This is a genomic window from Mitsuaria sp. GD03876, assembly GCF_029840635.1.
In the GTDB taxonomy this organism is placed as follows: Bacteria; Pseudomonadota; Gammaproteobacteria; order Burkholderiales; family Burkholderiaceae_C; genus Roseateles.
This window is the reverse complement of record NZ_JAOCCU010000028.1, coordinates 1-19,024: the sequence shown is the minus strand read 5'-3', so window position 1 is coordinate 19,024 and position 19,024 is coordinate 1. Positions and strand designations below refer to the sequence as shown.

Here is a 19,024-nt window from a genome sequence, read left to right as displayed (position 1 = left end):
CACGTCACCGCCAGAGATCGCAGTTCATCCATCCCGGTTTGAAGCCGGCGGATTCAATCGAGATCAACGGGGTTTGAGGGAAAGTCGAGATCAGCGCCTTGACCCGCTCCGGCCAGTTGGACGCCGGATGGATGGTTCGGAGCAACAACCGAAGGCAGCTGAACGCACCGAAGATGCGCCGTCGCGAAAACTCACTCTCGTGAAGCGGTTGAAGCAACCGACATTTCTCCAGGGGCGGCAGCTTGGCCAGATCAGGCAGATTACGATTCCAGAGACGCGAATGATGCGCCGCCACGTTCCTCACGAAGTTGAGCATCTTCAACCAATTGACGAGCGTCGGCCCCTCGAGCTTCGGCACGAACTTCGCGGCGATGGCATCCCGGTCCCGTTGCTGCATACCTTCATAGAAGCGCGATAGCAAGCCGAAGTCCCACAACTCGATCGCAGCCCAGATCGGCATCTGACCGCCATATCGCTCGACGTGGTGAAGCCAGAAGTCTTCCTTCGACTTCGAACACAAATCGGCGAATCGCCCTCGCCATGCATCGTGAAGAGAGTCCGCATGGCCGTCGCGCGTTCGCGTGAACTTCCTGTCCAGGAGATCCGGATTCAAGTGAGCCAGGGCCGATACCTTGCCCATTCGATGTGCGATCGCGACGCGCACCGCGACCTCGATCGCCTCGATGCCGTCCAAGGCCAGCAGTCGCAGGCGCTTGTCGAAGTCAGCCAGCGCCACGACGAGGTCGAACGACGCGCCCTCGACGAACTCGTCGCGCCGCCCAGGCTCGCCTTCCGGATTGCTCTTCCGAAGCGGGTAGTAGTACCCCGAGAGTCGGTAGTAGCCGAAGCGAGAGAGCTCTTGAATCGCGTCTTCGTCGTTGTCGACGGACATCCCACGAGACCGCAGCCGTCCCAGCTGTCCGGTTTCGGACAGATGTGGCTTGAGAGTCACCAGCCCACACATCGAGGTCTGCCTGAGCACAGGTTCGTGCGTCCAATGCGTCGCGGAAATAAGAAACCCCCCACGTGAGGTCCCGCGCTTTCGCCGGGTTCAGAGGTGAGGGGCATGTTGCGAGGCAGTGTGCCACGCACCTGCCGGGCTTCCAACGAAGGCCCGCGATGCTCGTTGTGTTCGCACGACTCGCGGTGTCCATCGACAACGCGCGCGATCGCGTCATCCCACGACGGCTGCGCCCTCCTCCACCTCGAACCCCTCGTCGACCCATCCCGTCAGTCCGCCGATCATCAGCTTCACCGGTCGTCCCAGCCCGGCCAGCCGCACCGCGCCGCGGTGCGCGCCGTTGCAGTGCGGCCCCGCGCAATAGACGACGAACAGCGTGTCCATCGGGTACGCCGCCATCTTCCCCGGCGTGATCTTCCCGTGCGGCAGGCTGATCGCGCCCGGCACGTGGCCGCGCTCGTAAAGCGCGTGGCTGCGCACGTCGAGCAGCACGAAGTCCTGCACGCCGCGCGCGAACGCGTCGTGCACGTCCCAGCAGTCGGTCTCGAAGGCGAAGGCCCGTTCGAAGTGCGCGAGCGCCTGGTCGCTCGGCGCGGCGGAGATGGCGGAAACCTGCGAGCTCATCGGGAAGTCCTTTCGGTGTCGTGGATCGATGGACGCCAGTGTCGCGACGACAAGCCATCCGCACGAGTGGCCGGAACGCCGATGATCGGTAACATCGCGCCATGCCTCGCCAAGCCGACAACGTCAGCGCCAAGCGCTCTTCATCCCGCATCAAGCGGGCGACGCCCGCGTCTCCTCATCTCGTCGCGATCCTCGCGTACGACCGTCTCTGCATGTTCGAGTTCGGTTGCGCCGTCGAGCTCTTCGCGCTCGAACGCCCCGAGCTCGGCGTCGACTGGTATCGCCATGCGATCTGCGCCGTCGAGCCCGGACCGCTGCGCGGCACCGGCGGCGTCCGGGTCGAGGCGCCGCACACGCTGGCGATGCTCCGCCGCGCCGACACCATCTTCATCCCCGGCTGGCGCGATGCCTCCGAGCGTCCGCCGGAGCCGCTGCTCAAGGCCCTGCGCGCCGCCCATGCGCGCGGCGCGCGGATCTGCACGATCTGCTCCGGGGTGTTCGTGCTCGCGCATGCGGGCCTGCTCGACGGCCGGCGCGCCACGACGCACTGGCGCTATGCCGAGCGCCTTGCCCGCGAGTTCCCCACGATCGCCGTCGACCCGTCCGCGCTCTACGTCGACGAGGGCACGGTGATCACCTCGGCCGGATCGGCCGCCGGACTCGACATGCTGATGCACCTGGTGCGCCGCGACCACGGCCCGCGCGTCGCCAACGCGGTGGCGCAACGGCTGGTGATGTCGCCGCATCGCGAGGGCGGCCAGGCGCAGTTCGTGCCCAGGCCCATGCCCGCCGACGAGGCCAGCCCCATCGCCGTGCTGCAGGACTGGCTGCGCGCCCATCCGCGCGAGTCGCACACCGTCGCGTCGATGGCCGGCCGCGCCGCAATGAGCGCGCGCACGCTGCAGCGCCGCTTCAAGGAGGCCACCGGCCTCGCGCCGCTCGAATGGCTGACGCGCGAGCGCGTCGCCATCGCCAAGAAGCTGCTGGAGACGCGCGACGCCCTCGACATCGAGTCCATCGCCGATCTCGCCGGGCTTGGCTCGCCGGAGTCGATGCGGCGGCACTTCCGCCTGCTGGGCCTGCCCGCGCCGTCGCGCTATCGACGGCAGTTCGGCTGAAGCGGCAAACGCGCGATCGAGGAGGGGGCGGCTGAAGCGGCGCTCGCGCGCCCGGGCGAGCGCTCAGCGGAAGACGACGCACGCCGCGCCTGGCATCGCGATGAACTGGCCGTCGAAGCGCGGGAGGCCGCCATCCGCGCCGCCACTGCCGGCGCTGCCGCCGACGCCGCCTCTCTCCAGCTCGAACACGCAGATCTGGTGACTGCGCTGCAGGCAAACCCACAGCTGGCGGCCATCGGGGCTCAAGGTCGCGCTGCGCGGATAGCTGCCCTGTGCCCACACCTCGCCACGCCAGGACGGACGCCCCTGCGCGTCGAGGTCGAAGACGGCGATCGCGTCGTGCAGCCGGTTCAGCGCGAACAGCCGCGACCCGTCCGGCGCGATCCGCAGGTCGGAGGCGTAGTTCAACCCCTCGAACCCCGCCGGCAGGCTGCTGAGCCGCAACCGGTGGACGAGCCGTCCCGACGCGTCCAGGCCCAGCCAGTCGAGCGCGTTGGCCTGCTCACCGAGCAGGTAGAGCTGTCCCGCGTCGCGTGGATGAAAGACGAAATGCCGCGGCCCGCTCCCTGCCGGCAACGACAGTCCTTCGAGCTCGACCGGCGCCGCGCCCGCGCCATCGACGCGCCACACGCGCAGCAGGTCCTGGCCGAGGTCGCTCGCGAGCATCAACGGCCACGACGGATGAAGGCGCGCCATGTGCGCATGCGGCGCCGGTCCGGGCCTCGGCGCGATCGTCAGGTCCGGCGCGCGCAACGCGCCGTCGTCATCGACCGCCGCGCGACGCAGGCTGCCGTCGCCGTAATGGGCGATCCAGGCCTGCCGCGCCACCTCGTCGAAGGCCAGGTGCACCGGCAACGTCCCGCCGGTCGCCTGCCGAGACAGCGGCGTCAACGCACCGTCCACCGGATCGACCGCGAAGCTCGCGAGCGCGTGCCCGTCTTCCACCAGCGCATGCAGGCGCCGGCCGCCGTCGGCCAGGTGCAGCCAGGTCGGGCTGCCGTCCAGCGGCGCCGCGAGCCGCGCCCGCACGCGGCCGTCGACCTCGCGCGTCAGCGCATGGATGCCGCCGCAATGCGGCGCGTACCCGCCCGCGTAGGCGAACGGCGCGGCGGCCCCGGTCGCGGCCGGGGTCAGGTCGAAGGACGTCGAACTCATGGGCCCGCGACTGTACGTGCCCGCCGCCCGCCGCGGGACCGCGCAAGCCCCCACCCCGACCGGGCCGGACACGGCCACAATGCCCGGTCATGACCAGCTCACGCCCGCCTCGCCGGCGGGTGCCGCGCGTATGCGTTTCGACGTCCCCACGCTGTTCAGCCTGATGCTGATCCAGTCCCTGGCGCTGGCGTTGCTGCTGCCGCTGCTGCTGGGCTGGTGCGACAGCATCGCCGCCCGCCGCGCCCAGCTCAGCGCCGCCGCGCAGGCCGCCGGCTGGGCCCTGCTGCTGCTCCCGCCCGAAGGCCTGCGCCTGACCTCGACGGTCGCGCTGGGCCTGCTCAGCGTCAGCGTGACGCTGCTGTGGATGGCCGCCGACCGCTGGCTGCCCGGGCGGCTCGGACGCCTCTTCCAATACGGCATGCCGGTGCTGGTGATGGTCGGCTACGGCGCCGGCTGGGACAACTACGCGCTGCGCCTGGCCTGGTCCAACGGCTGCATCGGGCTGCAGATGCTGGCGCTCGGCGCCTGCCTGCTGCAGCCGGTCAAGCGCGGCCCCGTCGGCAACCTGCGCTGGCGGCTGCTGTTCACCGTCAGCCTGGGGCTGCTCGCGCTGCTCAACCTGGCGCGCGCCTACCTCGCCGGCTTCGACACCGCCCACCTGCCCAGCTTCGACGCCCAGCACCCGCTGAACATGGCCTTCGCCGTGATGGCCAACGTCTGCGTGCTGGCCGCCGCGATCGCGATCCTGGTCGCCTGGCGCGGCGAGAGCGAGGCCGAACTGCGCCGCCTCACCCAGGTCGACGCCTCCACCGGCCTGGCCAATCGCCGCGCGTTCCAGCAGCGCTCGGTGGACATGATCTCGATGGCGCGCCGCTACAGCGAGCCGCTGATGCTGCTGGTCATGGACGTGGACGGCTGCAAGGCGATCAACACCACCCACGGCGAAGCCAAGGGCGACCAGGCGATCGCGCTGTTCGGGCGCTGCCTGGACGAGCAGAAGCGCCTGGGCGACGTGGTGGCGCGCATCGACGGCCAGCGCTTCGCGGTGATGATGGCGCGCTCCGACCTCGTCGGCCCGCCGGCGCTGGACCGCCGCATGCGCGACGCGCTGCTCGAGCTCGCCCCGCGCGAGCTCGGCTTCACGCTGAGCTACTCCGCCGGCTGGGCCAAGCTGCGCAACGGCGACCGCAACATCGAGGACCTGCTGCACCGCGCCGAGGCGGCGCTGTACGCCGCCAAGCGCCAGGGCAAGGGCCGGCTGTGCGCCGAGCCGGGACTCGAGGCCGAACTCAGCGTCGCCGTGCCGGCCTGAGCGCCGCGCGCGCCAATCGCCCGCACGGGCATCACCGCCCCCTGGGCTGGCATGACGTTTGCGTCAGGGTTTTCCAGGTCCCGTCCGCCACGATCCACGAGGTCGGCCGAGCGGGACGCCGTCTGACCAAGACCTGGAGTCCATCGCCCATGCACGTCGCCCTCAGCCCCACGGCCATCCACGCCCGCGCCCCTCGCGCCCTCCATCCGCAGGCCAGCGACAGCGCCGCGGCGCCCCACCTCCAGCGCGCCGCGATCGAGATCGTCAAGCTGAGCTCCCGCGACCTCCAATGGCTGCCCGCCCTGACGACGCTGCTGATCGACAACGTCCATCAAGGCGCGACGCTCGGCTTCCTGGCGCCGCTGTCGCGCTACCAGGCGCTGGACTACTGGCATGGCGTCTTCGCCCGGCTCGGCCAGCACCACCAGCTCTGGATCGCCTGCGAGTCCGACGGCCCCGGCCGCCTGCTCGGCGCGGTGCAGCTGTCGCTGTGCCCGCTGGCCAACGCGCACCACCGTGGGGAGGTGCAACGGCTGATGGTGCACAGCCAGGAACGCAGCCGGGGCGTGGCCGCCCAACTGATGTCGCGCCTGGAATGCGCGGCGGCGACGCAAGGCCGCTACCTGCTCCAGCTCGAGACCTGCGCCGACTCGCAGGCCGAAGCCGTGTTCGCCCACCTCGGCTGGCAGCGCGCCGGCCACATCCCCGACCACTGCCATGGCGCCGAAGGCCAGCTCCAGGCCGCGGCGCTCTACTGGAAACGCCTGCCGCATCTGGTGTAAACCCCGCGCCATGGAACTGATCGAACTCCGCGGCACCGACCGCGATTGGATGCCCGCCCTCGGCGAACTCTTCTTCGACGTCATCGACGGCGGCGGCTCGCTCGGCTTCCTCGAGGACACCGACGAGGCGCAGATGCGCGAATACTGGGAAAGCGTCTTCGACGCGCTGGGGCCGCGCCAGCGGCTGTGGATCGCGCGGGAGGACGATCACATCCTCGGGACGGTGCAGCTGTCGATCTGCGGCAAACCCAATGGGCGACATCGCGCGGAAGTGCAGAAGCTGATGGTCCACCGGGATGCACGGCGCCGCGGGGTGGCGGCGCGGTTGATGCGCACGCTCGAACTGGCGGCGCGCGAAGCCTCGCTCACGCTGCTCGTGCTCGATACCTCCGCCCAATCAGCCGCTGAAACCTTCTATCAGTCCCAAGGGTTCCTGCGGGTCGGGGAAATTCCGTTCTTCGCGGCCAACCCGCAAGGCGCGTTGGAAGCGACGGCGCTCTACTGGAAAAGAATCGGCTGAGGACCGCGCCCGAAGCCGGAACACCGGTATCCCCCTCCGCTCAGGCGCCTCCGCACGCTCGGCATTCGCTTCGGGGGATACCGGTGCCCCGGCTTCTCCCGACCCAGGCGTTCCACGGGGCGCGTGTGCGGGAGGGGGGCGGCGGTCAGCGGGAGATGCGCATCAACTTGCCGCCGTCCGTCACCGTCAGCAGGGAGCCGTCGCGGGACTGGATCACGTCGCGGAAACGCTCGCCCAGGTCGCCGAACATCTTCTCCTTGCCCGTCACGGTGTCGCCGTTCAGCACGATGCGCCACAGCGCCGTGCCCGCCAGCGAGCCCGAGATCAACTGGCCTCGCCACTCCGGGAACATGGCGCCCGTGTAGAACACCAGACCGGCCGGCGCGATCGAGATCGGCGTCCACGTCGTCAACGGCTCCACATACGCCGGCGCATGCGTGCCCCCACCGATGCGGCACGCATCGCCCACCGGCGAACCGTACTCGCAGCCATAACTCCGGATCGGCCAGCCGTAGTTCTGGCCGGCGCGCGCGATGTTGACCTCGTCCCCACCCTGCGGGCCATGCTCGGTCAGCCAGAGCTCGCCCGTCGTCGGATGCAGCGCCGCGCCCTGGATGTTGCGGTGCCCGTAGCTCCAGATCCCCGGCTTGGCCCCGGTGGCGAAGGTCGGGTTGTCCGCCGGGATCCCGCCATCGCGATTCACCCGGATCACCTTGCCCAGCGTCTGCTGAAGGTCCTGCGACGGGCTGCCCTTCATCCGCTCGCCCGTCGTGATGTAGAGCGTCTTGTCCCGCGCGAACACCAGCCGCGAGCCGTAGTGCCCCGTGCCGTCCACCTTCGGCGACTGCCGGAAGATCACCTGCACGTCGGTCAACGCGTCACCCTGCAGCTTCCCGCGCGCCACCGTCGTGCCGGCCTTCCCCGCTTCGGTGCCGGTCCCCGCCTCCGCGTACGAGAAATACACCCAGTTGCCGCCCGCGGCCGCGAAGTCCGGATCGATCGCGATGCCCAGCAAGCCGCCCTGCCCGCTGTCCAGCACCTTGGGCACGCCGGCGATCGTCGCCTCGGTCTTGCCCGCCGCGGAGAGCCGCACGATCGAGCCGCCCTTCTGCGTCACCAGCAGCCGGCCGTCCGGCAGCTGCGCGACGCCCCAGGGCCGGTCCAGCCCGCTGTTGAGCGTCTGGATCGTCGGCGCCGACGCGCCCCCGCCCGGCTGGCTCGGCGCGGCCGTGTCGTCGCCCCCGCCGCCACCACCACCACCACAGGCGCTGGCCGCCACCACGACCGCCAGCGTCGACATCCATCCCGTCAGGCTCATCTTCGTTCTCCTTGTGCGCGTCGAGGCCCCGGCGGGCCCGCCGGTCTCAAGATCGCGTGAAGGCATCGAGTCTAGGCCGCGCTCCGGACGGAGATGCAAGCGGATGAAATCGTCCCCGCCTCGCCCGATGTCCATGGCTTGTGCATGCCCGGCGCTTCCTCTACGCTGGCCGCAGTCCGGCTCCAGACCCATGTCCAACTCTTGCCTGAGAGGAGCGAGCCATGTCCCCCAGTCCCTCCCCCGACTCGGAAGGCGCGTCCGCCGGCAGCCCAGCGGGCGCCGCGGTGCCCCAGCATGCCGGCATCGCGGCGATCCGCACCCTGGCGCTGGCCGGTCCGGCCGGCGCCGGCAAGACCTCGCTGGCCGAGGCCCTGCTGCTGAAATCCGGCGCGATCAAGAACGCCGGCGCCGTCGAGAAAGGCAGCACCACCAGCGACCACGACCCGCTCGAGAAACGGATGCAGCATTCGCTGCAGACCTCGCTGATGCACATGCAGCATGACGGGCTGCGGATCCACCTGCTCGACACGCCCGGCGCGCCCGATTTCATCGGCCAGGCGCTGCCGGCGCTGGAGGCGGTGGAGTCGGTCGCGGTAGTCGTCAACGCGCAGACCGGCCTGGAACTGATGGTCAAGCGGATGATGGACGCGGCCGCCGGCCGCGGGCTGACGCGGCTGATCGTCGTGAACAAGATCGACGCGCCCGGCGTCGACGCGCAGGCGCTGCTGGGCCAGCTGCAGGAGGCCTTCGGCCGCGAATGCCTGCCGCTGAACCTGCCCGCCGCCGGCGGCGCGCGCGTGCAGGACTGCTTCTTCGGCTGCAGCGGCGAGACGGACTTCGGCTCGGTCGAGGCGGCGCATCGCGCGCTGGTCGAGCAGGTGGTGGAGGTCGATCCCGACTTCGTCGACCGCTACCTCAACGACGGCGACGTGCCCGCCACCGAGCTGCACGCGCCGCTGGAGCAGGCCTTCCGCGAAGGCCACCTGATCCCCGTCTGTTTCGTCTCCGCCCGCACCGGCGCCGGCGTGGCCGAGCTGCTCGACGTCATCGAGAAGCTGCTGCCCAACCCCTACGAGGCCAACCCGCCGCAGTTCCTGCGCCGCGAGGGCGATGCCGCCGAGCCGCTGCTGGTCGCGATGGATCCGGCGCAGCACGTGGTCGCGCATGTCTTCAAGATCCAGTCCGATCCCTACCTCGGCAAGCTGGCGATGCTGCGGGTGCACCAGGGCACGCTGAAGAAGAACGCGCAGCTGTTCGTCGGCCACGCCCGCAAGGCGGTGCGGGTCGCGCATCTGTTCATGCTGCAGGGCAAGGAGCACGTCGAGATCGAGCAGGCGCTGCCCGGTGACCTGTGCGCGCTGGCCAAGCTCGAGGAGCTGCACTTCGACGCGGTGCTGCATGACGCGCAGGAGGACGAGCACCTGCACCTGGCGCCGATCGCGCTGCCGACGCCGGTGCACGGCATCGCGGTGCGCCCGTCGCGCCATGGCGACGAGCAGCGGCTGTGGGAGGTGCTGTCGCGCCTGGTCGAGGAAGACCCCTGCCTGCGCCTGGAACGCGGCGGGGAGCAGGAAGGGCTCGGCCCGCAGGGCGGCGAGACGCTGATCTACGGGCTCGGCGAGCTGCACCTGCGCGTGCTGCTGGAGCGGCTCAAGGAGACCTACAAGTTCGACGTCCAGACCCAGCCGCCCCGGATCGCGTACCGCGAGACGATCTCGGCGAAGGCCGAGGGCCATTGCCGCCACAAGAAGCAGACCGGCGGCGCCGGCCAGTTCGGCGAGGTGTGGCTGCGCATCGAGCCGCTGGAGCGCGGCGCGGGTTTCGAGTTCCGGGACGAGGTCAAGGGCGGCGCAATCCCCGGCCAGTTCATGCCGGCGGTCGAGAAGGGCGTGCGCCAGGCGCTGGCCTTGGGCGTCGTCGCCGGGTATCCGGTGGTGGACCTGCGGGTGACGGTCTTCGACGGCAAGCACCATTCGGTGGACTCGAAGGAAGTCGCCTTCATCACCGCGGGCAAGAAGGCGCTGATCGCCGCGGTGCGGGAGGCCCGGCCGGTGGTACTGGAGCCGATCGTGCAGGTCGAGATCAATGCGCCGCAAAGCGCGACCGGCGACATCACCGGCGACCTGGCGTCGCGCCGGGGCCAGGTGCTCGGCACCCGCAGCAGCGTGCCGGGGCAGATCAACGTGGAGGGACTGGCGCCGCTGGCGGAGCTGAGCGCCTACCAGAACCGCCTCAACGCGATGACCAGCGGCCAGGGGCGCTACACGATGGTGCTGTCCCATTACGAGCCGGTGCCCCCCAACACCCAGGCCCAGCTCGCCGCCGGTTACCACCTGAAGGAGGAGGAGTGACCTCCGGCAGGGGGAGCGCGGACCGATTTCGGGGGACGGCGGCGGCACCGTAGCGCTACCACCACGATGGACAGGGGCCGGCCCCGGGGTGGGTGGGCCGGGCGTTTGTGAACGAAGCTTTATCATGGAGGGATGTGTTCCGCCCCCCGCGACGTCGCGCAGATCCGCCTGGACAACGCGATGCGCCTGTTCGACGAGTTTGTCGCCGCGACGATCAAACATCCCGATGCCGCCGCGTTGCGCGGCCTGGAGCGCCGTTTCGCCGAGCGCCTCCAGATCCAGCCCAGCTATTGGAGCCAGATCAAGAGCCGGTCGCGCCAGATCGGCGAACGGCTGGCCCGCCAGTTCGAACAGCTCAGCCACAAGCCCAACGGCTGGATGGACCAGGACCACGGCGCGCCCGGCGCGTCGCCCGTCGGCGCCGGCCAGGGCAACGCGGCTTTATCAAGCGCGAGCCGCCCGGCCGCCGAGTCCTCGCCCAGCCTGCCCCAGGATGACGACGAGCGCTTCATCATCGGCCTGGTGCTGACCTACTACCGCCGCCATCCGCAACGCGCGCGCACGCGCCTGCTGGACCTGCTCGGCGAGGTGCTGACCCCGCCCGCGGCGGACGCCCCGCCGGCGCCCGCGCCGAAGGCCGCCGCGCCGGCGACCTCCGAGGTCGACGAGTGGCGCAAGCTGCAGCAGAGCATCGCGCCGCTCAAAGGCAAGAAGCGCTGACATCGCGCTGACCGACGCCAGCCCGCGGCTGACGAGCCAGTGCCGAGGCGCTGGCTGCGAACTCCCCCTTCCCCTGAACCCGTCGCCGCGCCTTGAGCGCGGCGCGGCGCATTTACGCGCGTTCGGGAAGGGGCATGCCCGCGGCCGTCCCGTCGCCGAGGGACAACGCCAGATAAAAACCGCTTGCGCTTGATAATCAGATGTTTATCATCTGCGCAACTTTGGAGCCCCCGCCGCCGCACGCGCCTCGCGCCTGCCCCGGGTCCGCGGCGCTCCCGCCCACCAACCCGTTCCCGTCCGTCATCACAGGAGGCTGCCATGGCCCAGTTCATCACTCCCCGTCCGCGTCTGGCCTTGACACCACGCAAGCCGCGCAATCCCTTCGTGGCCCTGAGCCACGGTCGTTCCGCGGGCCGCCACGGCCCCTCCGCCGGCGCCCGCCGCCAGCAGGAACGACAAGCGCTGAAGCGTGCGCTTCAGCGGCACGACGACTTCAGCCCTTGAACGGGCCGCCTCCGACGGACCGGGATGTCTTCCCGGTCCGGCGCAGGCCGCCCAGGGAGACTAGAAATGCAAGAGATCACCTTGATGCCGGGCCGCATGCATGGCCTGGCCGCCCAGCACAGCGTTCGCAGCTGGCTGGCGATCCTGCTGCTCGGCGCCGGCGGGCGCCTGATCAGCTGGGCGTGGCGCGTCGCTCCGGCGGCGCGTCGCGATGAACCGGCCGCCGGGCTGGAGTTCCACGCCGATGCCGATGGCAGCGGCCGGATCTACATCGACGGCCAACTGCGAGGCACCCTTGCGGGTGTGCAACGGCTGTGATGCCGGTCTGGCTGGCGGTCCTGGTGGCCGCGGTGGGGATCAAGCTCGCGGGCGCCGAGCCGATATACGATGAACGATCACCGTGTATCGCCGCCCGCGCGGCGACCTCGCTTCATGACCCAGAGCGTTCCGCCCGCTGCCTCTGCCCCGTCCGGGAACGAGGGGAATCCGCCGGTTCCCCCGCCGTTCCAGCCGCTGACGCGGCCGTTGCGGGACCTGGCGGCGTGGACCGCGCACTTCCGCGCGATGGAGATCCCGGTGCTGGCCAGCACGGCCGAGCAGCTGGAACTCTGGCGCGCGAATGAGGACGCGGTCGACGCGCACCTCCTCGGCGAGATCCTGAGCAAGGATCCGCTGATGACGCTCAAGCTGTTGGCGCATGCCGCGTCGCAGCGCTCCAGCCGGCTGCTGACCGACACCGAGACGGTCACCGCCGCGCTGGTGCTGATGGGCATCACCCCCTTCTTCAAGGCCTTCGGCGAGCAGCCGACGGTCGAGCAGCGCCTGGCCTCGCGGCCCGAGGCGCTCGCCGGCGTGCAGCGGGTGCTGCACCGCGCCGAGCGCGCCGCGCGCTTCGCGCTCGGCTTCGCCGCGCACCGGGTCGATCCGGATGCCGCCGTCATCCACAGCGCCGCGCTGCTGCACGATTTCTCCGAGATGCTGCTGTGGTGCGAGGCGCCCGACCTGGCGCTCGAGATCGAGCGCCGCCAGCAGGCCGATCCGACGCTGCGCAGCGTGGCCGCGCAGCGCGCGGTGCTGGGCGTGGAGCTCGGCGACCTGGAGCAGGCGCTGATGCGCAGCTGGCATCTGCCGGAACTGCTCGCCCACATCGTCGACGACAAGAAGGGCCACGACCCGCAGGTCCGCAGCGTCACGCTGGCCGTGCGCCTGGCCCGGCACACCGCGCTGAGCTGGGAGAACCCCGCCGTGCCCGACGACCTGATCGACATCGGGGAACTGCTGAGCCTGTCCCCCGCCCACACGCTCAAGCTGGTGCACGAGGTCGACGGCGTCGTCTGAACGCCGGTCGCGGTAGGCTGCGCGTCTTCGAACAGCGCGACACGCGCGAGGAGACGACATGGCAGGCCCCGATCGCGCGTTCTGGCAGGAACGCTTCGACACCGGACAGACCGGCTGGGACCGCGGCGGTCCCCATCCGCAACTGGCCGCCTGGCTCGACGAAGGCCTGCTGGCCAAGGGCGCCCGCATCGCCGTGCCCGGCTGCGGCCGCGGCCACGAGCTGGCCGTGCTGGCAGCCGCGGGGCTCGACGTCACCGGCCTGGACTACACGCCGACGGCGGTCGAGATCGCGCGGGCCAAGCTCAAGGAGGCGCAGCTGCCAGGTCGCGTCGAGCAGGCCGACGTGCTGGCCTGGCGCCCCGACCACCCGCTGGACCTGGTCTATGAGCAGACCTGCCTGTGCGCGCTGCACCCCGACCAATGGACGACCTACGCCGAGCAGCTGCAGCGCTGGCTGAAGCCCGGCGGCCGCCTGCTGGCGCTGTTCATGCAGGCCAGCCGCGAGGAGTCCGAGCACGGTCAGGTCATCGGCCCGCCCTACCACTGCGACATCAACGCGATGCGGGCGCTGTTCCCGCTCGCGCTGTGGAAGTGGCCCGCGCCGCCTTACCCCCAGCGTCCCCACGAACGGGGATGGTTCGAACTGGCGGTCGTGCTCGAGCGCCGCTGATCACACCGGCAAGGCGGTCGTGTTCTTGAGCCGGTCCAGCACGAAGCTGGTCTTGCAGTCCTGCACGCTGGGGTGGCGCAGCAGCGTGTCGCTGATGAAGCGCGCGTAGTGGCTCATGTCCTCGACGAGGACGCGCAGCAGGTAGTCCATCTCCCCCGTCAGCGCCGAGCACTCCACCACTTCGGGCCAGGTCTGGACCGCCGCCCGGAACAGGTCCATCGGCGTGCGCTTGTGGCTCTCGGTGTGTTTCTCGAGCCGGACGTTGATGTAGGCCGTCAGCCCCAGTCCCACCCGTTCGGGATTCACCAGGGCGACGTAGGCGGTGATCACGCCCCCCTCCTCCAGCCGGCGGACCCGGCGCAACACCGCCGACGACGACAGGTTCACCTGCGCCGCCAAGGCGTCGTACGTGATCCGTCCATCCGCCTGAAGGGCGTGGAGGATGCGCCGGTCGATCGCATCGAGCTCGATCTGCTTGTCCATCGACGGATTCTTGCAGGATTCCTGCGCCATCCCACTTCGAGACGCCCCTGATCGCAGGTTTCCTGCGCCCCCCTCCCCCTACAGTGGCGCCATCGCATTTCTGACCAGATCCCCTTGACCGGGGGCACCGGAGACACCGCATGGCATTCACTCCCTGGGACAACCCGATGGGCACCGACGGCTTCGAGTTCATCGAGTTCGCCGCCCCCGATCCCGCCGCGCTCGGCGCGCTGTTCACCTCGATGGGCTTCGTCGCCGTCGCGCGCCATCGCCACAAGAACGTGACCCTGTATCGCCAGGGCGACGTCAACTTCATCATCAACGCCGAGCAGGACGCCTTCGCGCAGCGCTTCGCGCGGCTGCACGGCCCGTCGATCTGCGCGATCGCCTTCCGCGTCAAGGACGCGGCCTTCGCCTACCAGCGCGCGCTGGAACTCGGCGCCTGGGGCTTCGACAACAAGGCCGGCCCGATGGAGCTGAACATCCCGGCGATCAAGGGCATCGGCGACTCGCTGATCTACTTCGTCGACCGCTGGCAAGGCAAGAACGGCGCGGCGCCGGGCGAGATCGGCAACATCAGCATCTACGACGTGGACTTCGTCCCGCTGCTGGACGCCGACGGCAAGCCCGTGCAGTCGACGCCGAAGGGCCATGGCCTGACCTACATCGATCACCTGACCCACAACGTGTTCCGCGGCCGCATGAAGGAATGGGCCGAGTTCTACGAGCGCCTGTTCAACTTCCGCGAAGTCCGCTATTTCGACATCGAGGGCAAGCTGACCGGCCTGAAGTCCAAGGCGATGACCAGCCCCTGCGGCAAGATCCGCATCCCGATCAACGAGAGCAGCGACGACAAGAGCCAGATCGCCGAGTACCTGGACCTGTACCACGGCGAAGGCATCCAGCACGTCGCGCTGGGCACCGACGACATCTACGGCACCGTCGAGGGGATGAAGGACACCGGCGTCGTCTTCCAGGACACGATCGACACCTACTACGACCTGGTCGCCAAGCGCCTGCCCGAGCACAACGAGAACCTGGACGAGCTGCGCCGCCTGCGCATCCTGATCGACGGCGCCGCGCACCAGGGCGCGCCGCACGAGCTGCTGCTGCAGATCTTCACGAAGGAAGTGATCGGCCCGATCTTCTTCGAGATCATCCAGCGCAAGGGCAACGAAGGCTTCGGCGAAGGCAACTTCAAGGCGCTGTTCGAGAGCATCGAGCTCGACCAGATCCGCCGCGGCGTGCTGAAGGCCGACGCCTGAAACCTCAGATCTGCGCAGGCATCGCCGGGCCATGCCTGGCCATGCCTGGCAACCTGAACTCGCGCTGACTCAGCCCACCCGCGCGGTGGGGTCCTCGAGCAACGCGAGCGCCCGTTGGAAGGCCTGCGGCTCGAACACGAGCTGCAGGTGTCCCCGCGCCGGGAGGTGCAGGACACGGGCCCCCGGCAGGACGGCCGTTTCCGCCGGGAAGACGATCTGGTCGCAGTGCCCGTACAGGCAGTCGAAGTGGCCGGCCAGTTGCGCCGGCTCCTCGCGGGCGAGCTGGTTCAGCCATTCGGAATCGCCCCGCATCTGCCGGGCGTTCTCGGTCGTGCCGAGCTTGGCCAGCAGCGTGCCGTGGTGCGGCGTTCCCAAGGTCAGGATGCGGTGGATGCGCCCGAAGTCGTGGCCGGTGCTGCGCCACCAGGCCCGCGCGCTCAAACCCCCCATGCTGTGGGCCACGATCAGCGGCGGCAGTCCGGTGCGCTCCTGCAGGGTTCGCATCGCCGCGTCGATCTGGGGGACGTAGCGTTCGATGGAGCCGAAGGCCGGTTCCTGCGTCACCGCGATGAACGGGACGCCCCGCGCGCGCAGCGGCCCCATCCAGCGGTTCCACATCCCGCGATTGCAGTTGTAGCCGTGGAGGAACACGATGCCGCGGCGGCCGCGCGCCTGCGCGGCATCGGGAATGAAGTCCGGCTCCTGGTGTTCGGCCCAGGGCTGCTGCCAGCCGAAGACACGCGTCACCGACACGACCTCCCGCCACCACGCCTGCAGGAGGTCCCCCATGGGAGCGACTGGCAGTCCTGGCGCCGGCGGCACGAAACGCAAGGCCAGGAAGTGCGGGAGCATCACCAGCGGCGGCGCGAGGACGAACAGCGCGAGCACGGCGACGCCGATCCAGGGAGCCCAATGCCATGCGGCCAACGCCGCCAACAGCGGCCCGCCGATCCAACGAAACAAGAAGGTGAGGCGTTGCAGCCTGCCGTTCATCCGGGCTCCCCGATCAAATCGTCGAGTGTAGGGCGCGGGTCCGCGGGCTCGCGGTTTCGGAAATTCCTGCGCGTCGCGGGCCCTCGGATCCAGGCGGGCCTGCGCTTGTCCCTCACGTGACGCGCCGCCTAGGGCATCCCCGCTACGACGGCGTCGCATCAGCGGCCAGCATCGACAGTTCCTCCAGGGGCTCGGCCCCTTCCCCTACATCAAGAACGCGACGAGGAGACATGACTGCACCGTACGCCGCCAAGCCCTGGCTGAAGAACTATCCCCCGGGCGTGCCCGCCGAGATCTCCGTCGATGTCTATCCCTCGTTGGTCGCCCTGCTGGAGGAGGCCTTCCGCAAGCATGCGCGGCGCGACGCAGCCGCCTGCATGGACCAGCGCCTGAGCTTCGCGCAGGTCGACGAGCTGTCGAAGGCGCTGGGTGCCTGGCTGCAGCAGCGCGGACTGGCACGCGGTGCCCGCGTCGCGATCATGATGCCCAACGTGCTGCAGTACATGGTGACGATCGCCGCCATCCTGCGCGCGGGTTTCGTCGTCGTGAACGTGAACCCGCTGTACACGCCGCGCGAGCTCGAGCATCAGCTGAAGGACTCCGGCGCCGAAGCGATCGTCGTGCTCGAGAACTTCGCGAAGACGCTGTCGGAGGTCATCGACCGGACCCAGGTCAAGCATGTGGTGCTGACAGGCCTCGGGGACATGCTGGGATGGTGGCGCGGGCCGCTGATCAACTTCGCGGTCCGCCACGTCAAGAAGATGGTGCCGGAGTTCCGCCTGCCACTGACGGGCGGGCGCACCGTCTCGCGCTTCAACAAGGTGCTGGCGGAAGGTGCGCAGCTGTCGCTCAAACCGGTGCAGGTCGGGGCCGACGATCCGGCCTTCCTGCAGTACACCGGCGGGACAACGGGCCTGTCCAAGGGCGCGACGCTGCTGCATCGGAATGTCGTCGCCAATATCCTGCAGAGCGAGGCCTGGTTCTCGCCGATGCTCAACAAGCTGGGCGACAAGCCGCTGACCATCGTCTGCGCGCTCCCGCTGTATCACATCTTCGCGCTGACGGCCTGCTACATGCTCGGCGCCCGGATGGGGATCATGAATCTGCTGATTCCCAATCCCCGCGATATCCCCGGCCTGATTGCCACGCTGCGCAATTACCGCGTGAACATGTTCCCCGCCGTGAATACGCTGTTCAATGCCTTGGCCAACGATCCGGCGTTCGCGAAACTCGATTTCAGCGAGCTGGTGATCTCCAACGGCGGCGGCATGGCGGTCCAGCAAGCCACGGCCGAGAAGTGGGCCCGCATCACCGGATGCCCGGTGGTGGAAGGTTATGGCTTGTCGGAAACGGCACCGGTCGCCACGGTCAATCGACTGGATCTCGACCAATTCAATGGATCGATCGGCCTGCCGGTGCCCAATACCGAGATCGCGATCCGGGACGACGCCGGCAACGACGTGCCGCTTGGCGAGCGTGGGGAGATCTGCATCCGCGGGCCCCAGGTGATGGCGGGTTACTGGAATCGTCCCGACGAGACGGCGCAGGCGATCGGACCGGATGGATTCTTCAAGACCGGCGATATTGGCGTGATGGACACCGACGGCTTCACCCGCATCGTCGATCGCAAGAAGGACATGATCCTGGTCAGCGGCTTCAATGTCTATCCGACGGAGATCGAGCAACTGGTCAACCTGCATCCCGGCGTGCTGGAGTGCGCCGCGATCGGCGTGCCCGATCAGCATTCGGGCGAGGCGGTCAAACTGTTCGTGATCAAGAAGGATCCCGCCCTCGCGGAAGAAGATCTTTCGAGTTATTGCCACAAACAATTGACTGGCTACAAGCGCCCGAAGTACATCGAATTCCGCGATGAATTGCCGAAGACGAATGTCGGCAAGATCCTGCGCCGGGAGCTGCGACAGTAACTTCAGCGTTCAGGTGATGCGCGATTCCACGCTGCCGGCAGGCGTGCAGGTTTTCGAGCGGGGATGGCTGTCCTCAAACAACATCCTGCTCCATGGCAGCTCGCCCGCGGAAGGGGCTGTGCTGGTCGACAGCGGCTATGCGAGCCATGTCGAGCAAACGCTCGCGCTGGTGGCCAATGCGCTTCATCCGGGCGAGACGATTCGCTTGCTGGCGAATACCCATCTCCATTCGGATCATTGCGGGGGAAACGCGGCCCTGTCGGAAGCGTACGGTTGTCCGATCGCGATTCCCCCGGGCGAATTCGATGCGATCGCGCGTTGGGACGAGGCCGTGCTGAGCTACCGCGCAACGGGGCAGCAGTGCCCGCGTTTTGTCCCAGCCTCTCGTCTGATTCCCGGCGACGTCTTGCGGCAAGCCGGGCTCAATTGGGAGATCCATGCGGCGCCTGGCCATGATCCGCATTCGGTCATGCTCTTCGAACGGAACAGCCGAACGCTGATCTCGGCCGACGCGCTGTGGGAGCGCGGCTTCGGCATCGTCTTTCCAGAGCTCGATGGCGACCAGGCGTTCGATGAGGTCGAGGCGACGTTGAATCTGATCGAAGCGTTGCAGCCGGCGCTCGTCATTCCGGGACACGGCTCGCCGTTCCTGGACGTTGAGACTGCGCTCGTCACGGCACGGGGGCGTCTCGATTACTTCCGGCGAGAGCCGGTCCGCCACGCCACGAGCGCCGCAAAGGCGCTCACGGTGTTCCATATGCTCGAGGTTCGGCGCTGTTCTCGCCGGACGCTGGAGGCATGGCTGATGGCAACGCCGATCCTGATCAGCACCTGGGAGCGTTTCGTCGAGGCCACCTCGCTCGAGGCTTGGGCGGACCAACTTATCAACGAGTTGCTGAAGTCCGGCTCGCTGCGCGAGATCGGCGAATCCCATGACGGGGATTCAGAAATCGCAAGCGTCGTCCGCTGAGATATTGAAATCCCA

19 protein-coding genes are annotated in these 19,024 nt (G+C 69.1%); 13 read left to right on the top strand and 6 right to left on the bottom strand.

The genetic code is table 11. The annotated features are described in order from the left end of the window. Positions 1–4: 4 nt before the first annotated feature. Positions 5–892 carry an Abi family protein gene (locus N5D62_RS17720; protein WP_279759191.1) on the bottom strand — a complete coding sequence of 296 codons (888 nt, stop codon included), beginning with the start codon at positions 890–892 and terminating at the stop codon, positions 5–7. A gap of 282 nt (positions 893–1,174) precedes the next feature. Continuing rightward, on the bottom strand, positions 1,175–1,585 hold the full coding sequence (locus tag N5D62_RS17715) for a rhodanese-like domain-containing protein (RefSeq protein ID WP_279759190.1): 411 nt from the start codon (positions 1,583–1,585) through the stop codon (positions 1,175–1,177). A gap of 101 nt (positions 1,586–1,686) precedes the next feature. Here N5D62_RS17715 and ftrA point away from each other — a divergent pair, with 101 nt between their 5' ends. After that, positions 1,687–2,703, top strand: a complete 1,017-nt coding sequence (gene ftrA / locus N5D62_RS17710; protein WP_279759189.1) for a transcriptional regulator FtrA — start codon at positions 1,687–1,689, stop codon at positions 2,701–2,703. 63 nt (positions 2,704–2,766) lie between these two features. On the opposite strand, the gene N5D62_RS17705 is transcribed toward ftrA, so the two are convergent. Continuing rightward, a complete protein-coding gene (locus tag N5D62_RS17705; RefSeq protein WP_279759188.1) occupies positions 2,767–3,858 on the bottom strand; it encodes a beta-propeller fold lactonase family protein in 1,092 nt (363 codons plus the stop codon). Between the two features lie 130 nt (positions 3,859–3,988). On the opposite strand from N5D62_RS17705, the gene N5D62_RS17700 reads away from it, so the two are divergent. From N5D62_RS17700 to N5D62_RS17690, 3 genes are all read left to right on the top strand, one after another. Next, positions 3,989–5,170, top strand: a complete 1,182-nt coding sequence (locus N5D62_RS17700; protein ID WP_279759187.1) for a GGDEF domain-containing protein — start codon at positions 3,989–3,991, stop codon at positions 5,168–5,170. A gap of 149 nt (positions 5,171–5,319) precedes the next feature. After that, positions 5,320–5,952, top strand: coding sequence for a GNAT family N-acetyltransferase (locus N5D62_RS17695; RefSeq protein ID WP_279759186.1), 633 nt, complete (start codon positions 5,320–5,322; stop codon positions 5,950–5,952). A 10-nt stretch (positions 5,953–5,962) separates the two neighbouring features. Continuing rightward, positions 5,963–6,472, top strand: a complete 510-nt coding sequence (locus N5D62_RS17690; protein WP_279759185.1) for a GNAT family N-acetyltransferase — start codon at positions 5,963–5,965, stop codon at positions 6,470–6,472. A gap of 145 nt (positions 6,473–6,617) precedes the next feature. Here N5D62_RS17690 and N5D62_RS17685 read toward each other — a convergent pair whose 3' ends face one another. After that, positions 6,618–7,790: a PQQ-dependent sugar dehydrogenase gene (locus tag N5D62_RS17685; RefSeq protein ID WP_279759184.1), complete on the bottom strand. Its 1,173-nt coding sequence runs from the start codon at positions 7,788–7,790 to the stop codon at positions 6,618–6,620. A 221-nt stretch (positions 7,791–8,011) separates the two neighbouring features. Here N5D62_RS17685 and fusA point away from each other — a divergent pair, with 221 nt between their 5' ends. From fusA to N5D62_RS17655, 6 genes are all read left to right on the top strand, one after another. Continuing rightward, entirely contained in the window at positions 8,012–10,141 is a 2,130-nt protein-coding gene (gene fusA / locus N5D62_RS17680; RefSeq protein ID WP_279759182.1) for an elongation factor G, read from the top strand. 132 nt (positions 10,142–10,273) lie between these two features. Further along, positions 10,274–10,861: a hypothetical protein gene (locus tag N5D62_RS17675; RefSeq protein WP_279759181.1), complete on the top strand. Its 588-nt coding sequence runs from the start codon at positions 10,274–10,276 to the stop codon at positions 10,859–10,861. A 318-nt stretch (positions 10,862–11,179) separates the two neighbouring features. Beyond that, positions 11,180–11,365, top strand: a complete 186-nt coding sequence (locus N5D62_RS17670; protein WP_279759180.1) for a hypothetical protein — start codon at positions 11,180–11,182, stop codon at positions 11,363–11,365. A gap of 66 nt (positions 11,366–11,431) precedes the next feature. Then, positions 11,432–11,683, top strand: coding sequence for a hypothetical protein (locus N5D62_RS17665; protein ID WP_279759179.1), 252 nt, complete (start codon positions 11,432–11,434; stop codon positions 11,681–11,683). A 114-nt stretch (positions 11,684–11,797) separates the two neighbouring features. Next, positions 11,798–12,703, top strand: coding sequence for an HDOD domain-containing protein (locus N5D62_RS17660; RefSeq protein ID WP_279759178.1), 906 nt, complete (start codon positions 11,798–11,800; stop codon positions 12,701–12,703). 58 nt (positions 12,704–12,761) lie between these two features. Next, positions 12,762–13,373 (top strand): methyltransferase domain-containing protein, encoded by a 612-nt coding sequence (locus N5D62_RS17655; RefSeq protein WP_279759177.1) that lies wholly within the window; start codon positions 12,762–12,764, stop codon positions 13,371–13,373. On the opposite strand, the gene N5D62_RS17650 is transcribed toward N5D62_RS17655, so the two are convergent. Beyond that, positions 13,374–13,856, bottom strand: a complete 483-nt coding sequence (locus N5D62_RS17650) for an Lrp/AsnC family transcriptional regulator (RefSeq protein WP_279759176.1) — start codon at positions 13,854–13,856, stop codon at positions 13,374–13,376. It abuts the gene before it with no gap. Positions 13,857–13,996: 140 nt separating this feature from the next. Here N5D62_RS17650 and hppD point away from each other — a divergent pair, with 140 nt between their 5' ends. Next, positions 13,997–15,121: a 4-hydroxyphenylpyruvate dioxygenase gene (gene hppD / locus N5D62_RS17645; RefSeq protein ID WP_279759175.1), complete on the top strand. Its 1,125-nt coding sequence runs from the start codon at positions 13,997–13,999 to the stop codon at positions 15,119–15,121. Between the two features lie 69 nt (positions 15,122–15,190). Here the strand turns inward: hppD and N5D62_RS17640 are convergent, their stop codons facing one another. Next, positions 15,191–16,084, bottom strand: a complete 894-nt coding sequence (locus N5D62_RS17640) for an alpha/beta fold hydrolase (RefSeq protein WP_279759174.1) — start codon at positions 16,082–16,084, stop codon at positions 15,191–15,193. Positions 16,085–16,344: 260 nt separating this feature from the next. Here N5D62_RS17640 and N5D62_RS17635 point away from each other — a divergent pair, with 260 nt between their 5' ends. After that, a complete protein-coding gene (locus N5D62_RS17635; protein ID WP_279759247.1) occupies positions 16,345–18,039 on the top strand; it encodes a long-chain-fatty-acid--CoA ligase in 1,695 nt (564 codons plus the stop codon). A gap of 16 nt (positions 18,040–18,055) precedes the next feature. Further along, on the top strand, positions 18,056–19,009 hold the full coding sequence (locus tag N5D62_RS17630; protein WP_279759173.1) for an MBL fold metallo-hydrolase: 954 nt from the start codon (positions 18,056–18,058) through the stop codon (positions 19,007–19,009). The last annotated feature ends 15 nt before the right edge of the window (positions 19,010–19,024 follow it).